11 protein-coding genes are annotated in these 13817 nt (G+C 47.6%); 7 read left to right on the forward strand and 4 right to left on the reverse strand.

Going from position 1 to position 13817, the window contains the following annotated elements:
• Positions 1-17: 17 nt before the first annotated feature.
• The 4 genes from trmD to ffh form a co-directional block, all read right to left on the reverse strand.
• Positions 18-716 carry a tRNA (guanosine(37)-N1)-methyltransferase TrmD gene (gene trmD, locus SMSP2_RS05760; protein ID WP_146683043.1) on the reverse strand — a complete coding sequence of 233 codons (699 nt, stop codon included), beginning with the start codon at positions 714-716 and terminating at the stop codon, positions 18-20.
• Positions 717-740: 24 nt separating this feature from the next.
• Positions 741-1109 (reverse strand): 30S ribosomal protein S16, encoded by a 369-nt coding sequence (gene rpsP / locus SMSP2_RS05765; protein WP_146683044.1) that lies wholly within the window; start codon positions 1107-1109, stop codon positions 741-743.
• Between the two features lie 169 nt (positions 1110-1278).
• On the reverse strand, positions 1279-1584 hold the full coding sequence (locus SMSP2_RS05770; RefSeq protein WP_146683045.1) for a hypothetical protein: 306 nt from the start codon (positions 1582-1584) through the stop codon (positions 1279-1281).
• 66 nt (positions 1585-1650) lie between these two features.
• A complete protein-coding gene (gene ffh / locus SMSP2_RS05775) occupies positions 1651-3081 on the reverse strand; it encodes a signal recognition particle protein (protein WP_146683046.1) in 1431 nt (476 codons plus the stop codon).
• A gap of 226 nt (positions 3082-3307) precedes the next feature.
• Here ffh and SMSP2_RS05780 point away from each other — a divergent pair, with 226 nt between their 5' ends.
• The 7 genes from SMSP2_RS05780 to SMSP2_RS05810 all read left to right on the forward strand — a co-directional run bounded on the left by SMSP2_RS05780 (position 3308) and on the right by SMSP2_RS05810 (position 13808).
• Positions 3308-4354: a TRAP transporter substrate-binding protein gene (locus SMSP2_RS05780; RefSeq protein WP_146683047.1), complete on the forward strand. Its 1047-nt coding sequence runs from the start codon at positions 3308-3310 to the stop codon at positions 4352-4354.
• A 30-nt stretch (positions 4355-4384) separates the two neighbouring features.
• Positions 4385-4900, forward strand: coding sequence for a TRAP transporter small permease subunit (locus tag SMSP2_RS05785; RefSeq protein ID WP_146683048.1), 516 nt, complete (start codon positions 4385-4387; stop codon positions 4898-4900).
• Entirely contained in the window at positions 4897-6198 is a 1302-nt protein-coding gene (locus tag SMSP2_RS05790) for a TRAP transporter large permease (RefSeq protein ID WP_146683049.1), read from the forward strand. The genes SMSP2_RS05785 and SMSP2_RS05790 overlap by 4 nt, the downstream gene beginning before the upstream one ends.
• Positions 6199-6210: 12 nt before the next feature.
• Positions 6211-6681: a universal stress protein gene (locus tag SMSP2_RS05795; protein WP_146683050.1), complete on the forward strand. Its 471-nt coding sequence runs from the start codon at positions 6211-6213 to the stop codon at positions 6679-6681.
• A gap of 221 nt (positions 6682-6902) precedes the next feature.
• Positions 6903-7463 (forward strand): elongation factor P, encoded by a 561-nt coding sequence (gene efp, locus SMSP2_RS05800; RefSeq protein WP_222566414.1) that lies wholly within the window; start codon positions 6903-6905, stop codon positions 7461-7463.
• 49 nt (positions 7464-7512) lie between these two features.
• Entirely contained in the window at positions 7513-10995 is a 3483-nt protein-coding gene (gene secA / locus SMSP2_RS15205) for a preprotein translocase subunit SecA (RefSeq protein WP_146683051.1), read from the forward strand.
• Complete coding sequence (locus SMSP2_RS05810; protein WP_146683052.1) at positions 10977-13808, forward strand: hypothetical protein; 2832 nt, start codon at positions 10977-10979, stop codon at positions 13806-13808. Before secA ends, SMSP2_RS05810 begins: the two co-directional genes overlap by 19 nt.
• The last annotated feature ends 9 nt before the right edge of the window (positions 13809-13817 follow it).

A 13817-nucleotide genomic window follows, 5' to 3' on the forward strand; every position in this document is an offset into this window, starting at 1 on the left:
CTATGCTCCTGACTTTATTATTTCTTATTATCTGGCAGTCCGTCAAGCAGATCGGGCCGCCATTTTTTCGTTCGTTCCAGAGATTTATCCTTTCGCCATTGGGCAATTTTGCCGTGGTCTCCGCTGAGCAGTATTTCCGGAACACGCATGTCACGGTAAACCTCGGGCCGCGTGTATTGGGGATACTCGAGCAATCCATCGCTGAAAGATTCATCAACGGCACTGGCATCATCGCCGAGTACACCTTCGAGCAGTCTTGCTACAGCGTCTATTACTACCATCGCCGGCAGTTCCCCGCCGGTAAGCACATAGTCGCCGATCGATATCTGCTCGGCATCAAGCCCTTCGCGGATACGCTCGTCAAAACCTTCGTAGCGGCCGGCAATCAGCATCAGCCGTTTTTCACGGCTCAGCTCCTTTGCAAGCTGCTGGTCAAATTTGCGGCCCTGCGGCGTCATCATTATAACCCTTGGTTTATCAGTGCTTTGGGCTTTGACCGATTCGTAGCAGTCAAAAACCGGTTGGCACATCATCACCATTCCCGGGCCGCCGCCGTAGGGCTTATCATCGACCTTGCGGTAATTATCCGCGGCAAAATCTCTAATATTTGAAAGAACTATCTCTACTGCATTACTCTCCCGGGCACGTCTTATTATCGAATGCGCCAGGGGAGATTCAAACATCTCGGGAAAAAGTGTCAAAACGTCAATACGCATACATCTGCCCCGAGAAGATTTGCTTTATTTCTTTTCAGACTCACCGGAAGCGGCCTTTTTCTCCGCACTTGTGAAGGCTTTACCCTTCTTGCGGGCGATTTTCAAGGCTCTCTCGCGGCGTGCTTTACGCGCGATCGCGTGCTTGTCTGTGATACCGTGTTTAACGAGTATCTCAGAGACGGTTTCCGAGGGTATAGCACCCTTGTCCATCCAGTACTGAGCACGCTCTACATCGAGAACAATCTGTTTTTCTTTGTCTTTTTCGATTGGGTCATAGTGGCCGATTTTCTCGAGGATACGTCCGTCACGCGGAGTGCGTGAATCGACGGCATTGATCCTGAAGAAAGGACGGTGCCTGCGGCCCATTCTTGTCATTCTAAGTTTTACTGCCATTTTTGATTCCTTTTAAATGGATATATAAATTAATTTCGCATTAGAGGCCCAATGCCTCAGCGAACACGTTTATCTAATTTAGTTAGGAATTAGGAATTATAACGAATCGGCTTTGCCGATATACAAAATTGTGAGCGAAGCGAACTCCGCAATTCTTAATTCCTAATTCTTAATTCTTAATTCTTAATTTCAACGCATAAGCATTGATAAATATCGCGAAATTCGCCCTGTCAACGCCGGCATCATCGGCTATCCGCTCGATCTGCTCGTCGCTAAGAGCCGCGACATTCCGCTTTTCTTCACTTGTCATTATAGCTACAGCCCTTTTGAGCTGCTGATATTCCGCTCTTGTCGGGCAGCCCAGCATACCCGGCTGTGAGGTGCCGAGATTATCGGCAAAATTACGCCGGTAAGCAAGTCCATACTCATCATCAACATGCTCACCAACCCGTTCAAGATATTCGTCTATCGTCATTTTAATCAGGCCGGCAGTCTCGGCCGGCATTTGAATCTAACACGCTATCGCAATAAAGCGGGAATTTTAGCGTACTTTTCTTTTTTTACCTTTTCGTTTGATGACACGTTTGCGTTTTGAACGCTGTTTAACCTTTCGCTGGCCCATGCCTCCCATAGCACCCATATCGCCGCTCATCATACCCTTCATCGCGCCGAGGCCGCCGCCACCGCCTGATGCCATCATCTTCATCATTTCGCGGCTTTGCCTGAACTGCTTGACCAGTCCGGCAACATCGGTAACATTAACACCGCTGCCTGCGGCTATCCTGCGTCTGCGAGAGGGGTTAAGCATGTCCGGCTCACTCCGCTCCGCCGGCGTCATCGAATGGATAATACCCTCAATACGGTTAAACTCCTTATCGTCCATATTGAGCCCCTCAAGCTTATTGCCGATACCCGGCATAAGTTTGAGCATACTCATCAAACCGCCCATTTTGCGGATTTTTGCCATCTGCTTGAGAAAATCGTCCAGCCCAAAGGTGCCTTTGGCCATCTTGTTCTGCATTTTCTCGGCTTCTTTTTCGTCGAACTGCTCCTGTGCTTTCTCAACGAGGGTAATTACATCGCCCATGCCGAGTATGCGGCTGGCCATCCTGTCCGGGTGAAAGTGTTCGAGATTGTCAATCTTCTCGCCTAAACCGATAAATTTAACAGGCTTACCGGTTACAGCCTTGACACTCAGTGCCGCACCGCCGCGGGCATCGCCGTCGAGTTTTGTCAGAATTACGCCGTCCAGCTCAAGCCGGTTATTGAATTCCTTGGCTGAATTAACGGCATCCTGACCAATCATAGCATCGCAGACCAGGTATATCTGGTGCGGCGAGGTAGCCTTTGCAACATTGGACACCTCGGTCATCAGCTCGTCATCAACGTGCAGACGGCCGGCGGTATCGAGTATAACGGTATCGCAACCGGCTTTTTTTGCCTCTTTTACGCCGGACTTTGAGACCTTGACAGCATCTTTGGTATCAAAATCACAGTGTACCGGCACTTCAATCTGCTCGCCAAGTGTTTGAAGCTGCTGGATCGCCGCCGGACGCTGGAGGTCAACGGCAACCATCATAGGCTTGCGGCCTTCTTTTTTCAACCTGTAAGCCAGCTTCGCGGCGGTAGTTGTCTTACCGCTGCCCTGAAGACCCGCAAGGAGGATAACGGTCGGCCCGGGAGAAACAAAAAATATATTGCTGTCCTCAGGTCCCATCAGCTTAGTAAGCTCATCCTGCACGATTTTGACCATCAGCTGGCCGGGCTTGAGGCTGTTAATTACCTCGGCACCCATGGCGGCCTGCTTGACATCTTTGCAGAACTGCTTTACTACCTTATAGTTAACATCTGCTTCGAGCAGGGCCTTGCGCACCTCATTCATGGCGTCAGAGACGTTGGCTTCGGTGATCCTGCCGCGTCCCGAAAGCTTCTTGAATGTCGTATTAAACTTGTCTGTAAGGCTCTCGAACAATTTTCAGTACCTAAAGTTTTATTTACAATTTATAACCGTTTAGCTGATAACAAGCTAAGCAAGTATAGATAGAACAGCGTATTTTATGGAAATAAAACCTGTTTTCAAGCAAATATTATCTTTTTTTAAACTCTGCAATAAAGTGGTTGAATTTTTGATACATTATTGGTAACTTAATCAAATGTAGTAATTTAATAACAATAGAATCCGTATTGGAGGTATCAAGATGGACCGCAAATTAGTTATTACTCTCACGATAGTTATGATATTGTCTGCAAACCTTTTAACAGGCTGCGGCAAATCGGACGGCCAGAACGGTGAGGCTTCAGCAGAACAAAAGGCTGTTGAGCTCTCATACAGTGTCTTTTTCCCGCCCAGCCACATACAATGCGTTACCGCTCAAGAGTGGGCAGACGAGATAAAGGAGCGTTCAGACGGCAGAATCAACATAACGATTCACTCCGGAGGCACACTCACTAAAGCTCCGCAATGCTATGAAGGTGTAGTTGCAGGCATTTCGGATATAGGCATGAGCTGTTTTGCTTATACACGGGGCCGTTTCCCCCTTCTTGAGGGGCTCGACCTGCCGCTTGGGTACCCAACCGGCGGTGCCGCTACTGGAATCGCAACCAAGCTGGCCTTTGATTTTAATCCGGAAGAACTTAAAGATGTAAAACTTCTTTACATACACGCTCACGGCCCGGGGATTCTTGCCTCTAAAAAGCCGGTAAAAAAACTTGAGGACATGGCCGGACTTAAAGTGCGTGCAACCGGCCTCTCGGCAAAACTGGTAGAGAGTCTCGGAGCAACCCCTATCGCTATGAGCCAGCCGGAAACATACGAAGCCCTTCAAAAAGGAGTCGTTGATGCTACATTCTGCCCGATAGAGACATTGAAAGGCTGGAACCAGGGAGAGGTAATCAACTATGTAACTGACACTTCAGCAATTGGTTATACAACTTCCATGTTTGTCGTCATGAACAGGGACAAATGGAACTCTCTCGATCCCGAGCTGCAGGAGATTATTGACCAGGTAAGTCAGGAATGGATAGCAAAGCATGGAGCCGCCTGGGATGAGGCGGACAGGGAAGGACTTGAATTTGTGGAAGGCCTTGGCAAAGAGGTTATAACACTTTCTGAGGAAGAAGAAAAACGCTGGGTCGAGGCAGTCTCGCCAATTCTCGATAATTTCAAGAAAAAAACCCAGGAAACAGGCCTGCCCGGAGCCCAATTCCTTGAGGCTATTCAGGTTGAATTAGAACAGCATAAGTAAAGAATATATCTGTACAGACCGACACCGATTATGGATAAATTTCTATTTAGACTCAGAACAATATATGTCTTTTCGCTCAAACATCTGACTCTGGGTTTGGTCGTTGTATCAGGATTAGGCGTTCTGACAATGACAGCCGTAACCTGCCTTGATATAATACTGCGAATGAAACCGCTGAACAGGCCCATAACAGGAGCTTACGATATCGTACAAATAGCCGGCTGCATTAGTCTTGCCGCTGCGCTGCCCTACACGACAGCGGTAAAAGGACATGTTGCAATAGAATTCTTTTTCCAGAAATTCAACAGGCGGGGCCGCATAATTGTTGATTCGTTCATGCGGCTGATGGCAATGGCGCTATTTTATTTGATGGGACACCACTGCATTATCTATGGTAACAGTATGCTCAAGGCCAAACAGGTTACACAGACACTTCAGCTGCCGATATTCTGGCTGCCATGGCTTATAGGCGGATGCTGTTTTGTCGTTATCCTTGTCATTGCTTACAACCTGGTAAATCCGGGCAGGGAGATGATCAAACCATGACTCCCGTTCAAATCGGCATAATCGGGTGTGTTTTCCTGTTTGTTCTGCTGGCGGCGAGTATGCCGGTAGCCTTTTCGATGGCTATAATAGGCTTTGTCGGTTTCGCGGCCGTTGTGAACCCTGATGCCGCCGCAAGTATGCTTTCAATGAACCTTTATGACACTTTTACCTCGTACAGCCTTACTGTGATTCCGCTTTTTGTTTTCATGGGGCAGGTTTGTTTTCACTCCGGCATAAGCCGCAGGCTTTTTGACGCGGCTTATAAATGGCTCGGGCACATGCCGGGCGGGCTGGCGATAGCAACCGTTGGAGCATGCACCGGTTTTGGAGCGATATGCGGATCCGGCCCGGCAACAGCGGCTACGATGGCGGCAGTAGCTCTGCCCGAAATGAAACGATACAAATATGATATGGAGCTGGGCTGCGGTGCGGTAGCTGCCGGCGGAAGCCTTGGTATGCTTATTCCGCCAAGTGTGGTCTTTATAGTTTACGGAATCTTAACAGAAGAGTCTGTCGGAAAACTATTTATAGCCGGTATTGGCCCTGGTCTGCTGATTGCCCTGCTGTTCTGCCTGACTATATATATAAACTGTAAACGGCGCCCTCATCTTGGACCGGCATCAGAGCCTTTCAGCTGGAAAGCCCGCCTTAAAGCCACTGCCGGCGTAGCTGAAACACTTCTATTGTTTTTACTGGTAATAGGCGGTATGTTTCTGGGGCTCTTCACCCCAACAGAAGCCGCCGCGGTAGGAGCTGCCGGAAGCATTATAGTAGCACTGATGAGAAAAAAACTCAGTTTTTCAATGCTTAAACGCTCTTTGGTTGAAACTGCCCGAACCTCGTGCATGGTTATGATAATAGTTACAGGAGCTGTCATATTCGGACGGTTCCTTACTGTAACACACATACCTTACGAGCTGGCTTCTGCCCTTACCGGCCTTTCAGTTCCAAGCTGGGTTATAATCGGGCTGATAATATTTTTCTATTTGATTGTCGGCTGCTTCGTTGACGCTCTAGCACTTATTATGCTGACTATCCCGATTTTTTATCCGGTTGTGATCGAGCTTGGTTACAACGCTATATGGTTCGGGGTTATTATCGTTATCGTAACACAAATGGGTGTTATCAGCCCGCCGGTAGGTGTATGCGTATATGTTGTCAGCGGAATCGAACGAGATGTGCCGCTCCAGAAGATATTCAGGGGAGCAATGCCGTTTCTGGCTGCACTTATAATCGCGGCGATTCTTCTGATGATTTTTCCAAAAATATGTCTTTTCCTTCCTGAATTGATTGGTTAAGGAGATTTTGCCATGGCCTATGAACCTCAAATAAAGTACAGTAAGATACTCTTTTGCACCGACTTCTCAGAGAATTCTGATTTCGCATTCGATTATGCCCTCTACGCGGCACGAAGCTGCGCCGACTCCGAGCTGTTTGTCCTGCATGTTGTGCCGGAATCACAATCACAGTTCTGGAAAACATACATCTATGAGATTGAAAACGTTGACGACAAGGCCAGGGCGGATATCGATGCACGTATAAAAGAATCGTATCTGGTAAAAGTCCCCGAAGGGATGAAGATCGATATAGAATTCCGCATCGGTAAAGAAAACGAGGAAATCCTTGATTTCGCAAAAGAAATCGGAGCAGACCTTATTGTAATAGGCAGGCACAACTCAAGTGTATTTGAGTCAGCTTTCTTTGGCAATATCACAGAAAAAATTGTCAGAAAAGCCCACTGCCCTATCCTGGTTGTCCCTTCCCCTTTTGCACATAAATAGACCGCAGTCAAGTGCAGCAGCTCTGCAAACCGGTTAAAATCAATGGATTGTGATAAATACAAACCCGGGTCAATTATTATTCCGGACGAATTCTTGTACATCAATTCTTGTAATTTCAGCGGTAATTGTTATACTTGTCACCCTTATAACGTCAAAGTTGAAAGTCAGCTTTGAAAAACAGAGATTTTATTATGTAAAGACAGATAATTCACGGAGTTGCAATGAAAGCATCTGAAATGAAAAAAGGTATGACAGTAACACTGGATGACACACTCTATACGATAGTAGATTACCAGCACGTAAAACTGGGAAAAGGCGGAGCTGTTTACCAGACTAAACTGCGCAATCTTATTGACGGCGGAATCCGTGATATCCGCCTGCGCGCCGAGGAAAATATTGAGCAGGCTTACCTCGATAAACGCAAATATGAATACCTCTATTCTGCAGGCTCAGAGCATGTAATAATGGACCTGGAGACATATGACCAGGTGAGCCTTGATGATGAGCAGTTCGGCGATGCCAAACTCTACCTCAAGCCCAATGAGCAGCTTCAGGTGTCAATGTACCAGGAAAAACCGATACAGGTCGATCTGCCAACAACGGTTGATCTCGAAGTAACCGACACCGCCCCCGAGATTAAGGGAGCTACAGCGACAAACCAGTACAAACCCGCTACACTTGAAACAGGGCTTACGGTTTCTGTGCCGCCGTTTGTTAAAATCGGTGAAATGATCAGGATTGATACCAGAACAGGCGACTATGTCACCAGGGTTAAAGAATAATACAGAAAATGAGCTGACATCCGAGAATGTCAGTTAATAAGGATACCCAATGTTTCCAGTTATCGGCAAGTTTTTAGCAAAAACATTCGGAACGCGCAACGACAGGCTGGTCAAGGCATATATGCAGACCGCTGTCAAAGCCGCCGAATTTGAAGATAAATTCAAATCGCAAAGCGACGAGCAGCTCAAAGCCAATACACAGCGTTTTCGTGAGGAGGTAAACTCCGGAGAACGCTCTGTTAATGATATTCTGCCCGAGGCTTTTGCCGTTGTACGTGAAGCGGCAAGGCGCAACATGGAAATGCGGCATTATGATGTGCAGCTTGTCGGCGGAAACGTGCTTTCAGACGGCAAAATCGCTGAAATGGCAACCGGTGAGGGTAAAACCCTGGTTGCAACACTGGCGGCATACCTTATACATATAACCGGAAAACGCGTGCATGTGGTTACGGTCAACGACTACCTCGCATCGCGTGACGCGGAATGGATGAGCCCTGTTTACAACGCCCTGGGGCTTTCTGTGGGGGCAATACAAAACGACATGGATCCGGGCGGAGACGAACGTAAGTCCATCTACAAAATGGATATAGTGTACGGAACTAACAACGAGTTCGGTTTCGACTATCTCCGGGACAATATGAAGATGTCCATATCGCAGATTTGCCAGGGTGAGCTCGAAAGCGCAATAATCGATGAGGTTGACTCAATCCTGATTGATGAGGCTCGTACCCCGCTTATCATCAGCGGCCCTGCGATGGACGATGTTGACCGCTACCGCAAGGCTGACGGCGTCGTAAGAGAGCTGATAAGTATGCAGCGAGGCTACACAAATATAGAGTCCCAGATAAAACAAGCGCAGCACAAAGCCGCGGAGGCCGAAGGCATCGCGGCAGATGCCAAAAAGGTCAAAGACAAGCAGCGTTCCGCAAAATATGAGGCAATAGCCCAGGAGAACCTTGCAAAACAGCAGCAGCTCGAGGAAAAGCTCGAGGGTATGACACAATACTACGAGGTTGAGCTTGACAGAAAAGCCGTTCACCTTACACATGAAGGCGTTGGCGAAGCCCAGAAAATTGCCGGAATCGGCTCATTCTTCACCGGAAACAATATGGACTGGCCCCACCTGCTTGAACAGGGCCTGCGGGCGCACGTATGTTTTGAGCGTGAAAAGGATTACGTCGTCATGGACGGCAAGGTTGTCATCGTTGACGAGTTTACCGGCCGCCTTATGCACGGCAGGCAGTGGTCAGACGGGCTTCACCAGGCAGTAGAGGCAAAAGAACGTGTCCAGATCAAAGAAGAATCCCAGACCCTGGCAACAGTAACTCTCCAGAATTTCTTTAAGCTCTATGACCAGCTTGCAGGTATGACCGGTACTGCCATGACAGAGGCTCAGGAGTTTATGGATATCTATAAACTTGACGTAGTTTCGATACCAACAAATAGGCCGTGCATACGGGATGACCGCGACGACCTGATTTATAAGGACATGCGGGATAAATTCAACTCCATCGTAGAAGAGATCAACGAAATCAGCGGCCAGGGACGGCCAATCCTGGTAGGTACCGTAAGCATCGAAAAGTCCGAAGCGATATCAACCGCCCTTCACCGCAAATACGGCGTGGAACATGAGGTGCTAAATGCCAAACAGCACGCCCGTGAAGCCACGATCGTGGAAAAAGCCGGCCAGCAGCACACTGATTCTCGCGGAAACCGCCGCGGAAATGTTACAATAGCAACAAACATGGCGGGCCGAGGCACCGATATCAAGCTCGGCGAAGGTGTAGCAGAGCTTGGCGGACTGCATATTATTGGTACTGAACGTCATGAATCGAGACGTATCGACAACCAGCTCAGGGGACGTGCCGGAAGGCAGGGAGATAAAGGCTCAAGCCAGTTTTTCCTGTGTTTCGATGATGACCTCCTGCGCATATTCGCCCCCGATTGGGTCATTAAAGCCCTTGCCAAAAAAGGAATGCTGGAAGGCGAGGCTATCGACCATCCCTGGATAAGCAGAGGAATTGAAAAGGCTCAGAGAAAAGTAGAGGAAAAGAACTTCGAAGCCCGTAAATCACTGCTCGAATATGATGAAGTGATGGATTACCAGCGGAAAACATTCTATGGCCGCAGAAGAAAAGTCCTTGAGGGCAAAGAGCTTAGAGAGACAATTTTCGATAAGATAGAAAACGTCGTAGAAACATTATGCGATGATGTTCTTGATGAAACGTATCCTTACAGGGCTGCGGCGGCGTGGATACTGCACACTTTCGGCGTTGACATCGACATCAAAAAGATATACGGTCTCGAACAAAGTGAAGTTGAGGCGATTGTCCGCAAAGACGCCGCCCAGAACGCACGCGGCAAAATATCAATGACAATAGCCGAGTTCCTGGAAGACTGGGATGATCCGAGCAGCTGGAAGCTCTCCGACCTGTCAAAATGGGCAATGTCAACATTCAACGCCAATCTTTCTGTCTCAAAGCTCAGGGAGCTATCCGCTGACGAAATAGAAAGCGAAATAGGCGATGCCGCCCAGGAACAAATCATGAAAAAGGATTTTTCAGGCATTGTAGAATTTCTTGACGAAGACTTCGCGGTCAAAACTCTCCAGACCCATCTTCGCGAAAGATTCACCCTGGATATATCTCTTGATCAGCTCAAGTCTCTGCCAAAAAAAGAAATTAAAACTGTAATAGTTGAAAAACTTGACGAGAAATACCAACGCAAGGAAACCGCCTGCTCTGCTGATATGATGTGCCAGATGGCCTATGGTGAAAACAGGCAAAACGTTTACTCGCTTGATAATCTGGCAAACCGTGCAAACCGGCTTTATGACATCGGATTTGATTCTGACAAACTGCGTGAGATGAAACCCGAACAGGTTCATAAGCAGCTTGTGGAAGCCGCCCAGAACCTGCGGGGACAAAAGCTGCGGGATATGATTGATCGTGAATACAGCTCCCGAAGCCGCGAAGATTTCATAAAGTGGGCCAAAAGCCGTTTTGAAATCAAAACAGAAATCGAAATCTCCGATGATGAAGATATTCGTGCCCAGGTGTTTAGAGAGGCACAGAACTTTCTGCGTCAGGACATGTCTCGTCTGGAACAGTTTATCCTTCTGCAGGTGTACGACAGTGCATGGAAAGAGCATCTTTACGCGATGGATAAGCTGCGGGATACAATCTTCCTGAGGTCATTCGCTGAAAAGGACCCTAAACTTGAATACAAGCAGGAAGGGTTCAGGATGTTTAATGAAATGCTTGACATCATTGACAGCAGCGTTACTGAAAGGATCTTCAAGGTACAGCTGGCACCGGGTGTTCGCAGCAGAAATGTTTATAACGTCTCATCTGCGAGCCATCAGCAAGCCGCCGGTTTTGATGTATCAGACAAACAGCGGGCAGCAGCGGCAGGACCTCAGAACCAGCAGGGAGTTAAGCAGATAATCAGAACCGAACGAAAAGTCGGAAGAAACGATCCTTGCCCCTGCGGCAGCGGGAAAAAATACAAAAAATGCTGTGGAAGAAACTAAGAAAAAAACTTGCCGTCCAATCTAAAGACAGCGGCTTTGATTCGGTCAGCTCACTTCACGGGCTTCTGTTGTTTTTGTTAAGCGGCCTGGCTGTCTGTCTGTTGCTGTTGACAGTGCTGCATCATCTGGATAAAGACAAAACAGTCTTCCAGGCGGCCAAGGTCAAGTATCAGACCTGCTCTACTTATCTGTATCTATGGAACCCGGGCGGCGATTTTGAATTTCAAATCGATATGCTGCGGTCTTATCAAGGGGCAAATATCCCTTTTGATGAAATGCTGGTAAGGGTGTTTGACCCGCAGGAAAAACTGATTCACCGCCAAAGGCTCGCTTTTCCGCTGAAAAAAGAAGGCAAACCGGAAGGTCTTTCAACCAGGTTAAAACACAATGTCTCCGGCGGACAGAAAGGCTTCTACACAATAGCAATTACCGGAGGCCTCTCAAGCTACGGGACATTTTCTTTCAAGACTTTACCGTCGCTTGAATATGGAATATTGACAACAAAAAATGCCATAGCACCGCCAAAAAACGGGTACTCTAATTCGTGGATATATGTTCCTCAAGGGGCAAAGAGCCTTAAATTGGAACCTGTAAAATGCGATTTTGAAATTAAGGACGCCAAAGGCAAAACTCTGCTCAAAGATAAAGAGGGAACCATTAAAATCAGCGAAACTGAAACTGTATGGAGTTTTGACGCTGACCCTAAAACCTGGCCCGAAGGCTTCATCAGAACCCTCGGATTCCCAGTAATTGTATGCCCAAGCAGAGATTTTGCGCAGCGGCTAAAAGGCTCCACGGTGAAACTCAGCACCGGACAGATAGCAGCGCATCGTTATCAGGAGCAACTCGACTCTCTGCTGCGTCAGAAATTCAGCCTCGGAGATTTCGAACTCGAATACATCCCGGAAGGGCATTTCACACAGTGGCAGGATTATATACTTTCAGAACCATACAAGTACGCTGCTCTTTTCACTGAAACATCATCAGTTTTCGCGGCTATAAATACTGCGATTGAATCACAGGTTATAGACCCGCAAAGCCCTTATTATGGAGGAATTGCGGGAATTTATGACTACTATAAACCTGTTCACCGATACAATTCACAAGATGCAGGGGCTTTCGAAATGCCTGATGCGACTAATCAGGAGAAATTTTCTCAAATAGCCGGATTTTCACCTAAGTACGCCGCGGCTGTGCCGGCGGTTGTCTATTCACTTGATGAACCGTTTAACCCGCTGTATAAAAACCGTGCTCTGCTCAATCGTGCGATTATAGCCTCGTGCAGAGATTTGATGCTGATGGACGAGGGGGAACTAACCGACGGACGCGGCCTCTCTGATTACTACAGCATATTCGCCGCCAATGTAAGAACGCGTTTCATAGACCCCTACGTTATTCTAAGCGATGAGGTAAAAGAGATTTACCCCGATATTCACGAGCTCTGGACTGAAGGAATACAACGCTATATTGACCGCACACTGCATATGAGCGTATCAGGTTCCGCCCATGATTGCGCCCAGCTGATATATTCAATAGCGGCTTTCTACAAGGCAAGCGGCGATGAGTTTTATCTGGATTTCCTGAAAGATTACATCCCTGAAATGTTCAGGCAAGCCAGGGATGGTAAAACTTACTATCCAATCCTGTACGGCCCTGCCCCCAGGTATGAATCAATAGCTTCCGCCCTCTTATCCTACACTTATAAAGATACGGGAATTGAGATTATAAAAGAGGAAATCGAGAAATCATTTTCCTTTTTCAACTACACCTCCGGCATCGAAAAGAACGGCATGTTCACCGGCTCGAGTGAATTTGGGCACTCCTGGCCGTGTCCATGGCACGCCGCACCAAATCAGGGCGGCGCAGCTGTCATCGCTCCTGATGCGCCGGCAGCAGCAGCTTATTTGAGCGGCAGAGAGAACCATCGCAAATTAGCAGAGAAAGCAATTTCAGCAAGGCTTAAAAGCCTGCCGTACAAAAGTGATTTAATAGAAAATCTCAAAGATACCAGCATAGCCGGTTATTTCTCGCCGGCATATAACGAGACAACCTATTATTCGGATATACCTTTAGAAACTGTCAAACTGCCCTGCGAGAAGGAATCACCCGTCAAGGAAATGATCGAAGATGAATTTGCAATAATCAGGAACAAAGACTATTACGCCTGTTTCTACGTCGGCCGCCCCGGGCTCCACTCTGCAAGAGCAAACGCCTCGCCAAAATCAGGTATGGGTCCGCGAACCTCGGGCGGGATTTCACTTCTCTGGCTTCGCGGCTTAAGGACGCTGATTGCAAGCCAGGGCATGGACAGCTACACACATCACGGTGTTGTTGTAGAAAAAGAGAAAGAGAAGCAAGTCTTCTACGGCGATTACAATTCCTTCGACTACACATTCCGGCCCGAACAGAACCGTCTCACTACAACTGGAGCGATATCATCTACGCCGCTGGAATACACGCATGACTACGTCTTCCGTGATAAATCGATCGAAGTTACAACAACCGTTAAATCCAGCTCATCCCGGAGCTATGATGATGTTTATATACAATTGCCTCTTTTCACGACCGAAAAGGATGTATCTGTCGAGCTGGAGGGGATAGATACAACAGTCACTGTAAATGACGCAGATGGAGAATCTGCTGTAATAAAAATATACGGCACAAAAGATGTCAGCCTTCAATATCAGTACAAACGCACACTTGCCGGCACATTATACGATATAAAACAGCTGAAAATCCAGCTTCCCTTATCCTGGAAACCCGGAAGCGAGCAGACTTTACGCTATATGATCTTTATAGACAACCCAAAGTAGCAGCCCAGA

Origin of the sequence: Limihaloglobus sulfuriphilus (genome assembly GCF_001999965.1) — a bacterium.
In the GTDB taxonomy this organism is placed as follows: domain Bacteria; phylum Planctomycetota; class Phycisphaerae; order Sedimentisphaerales; family Sedimentisphaeraceae; genus Limihaloglobus; species Limihaloglobus sulfuriphilus.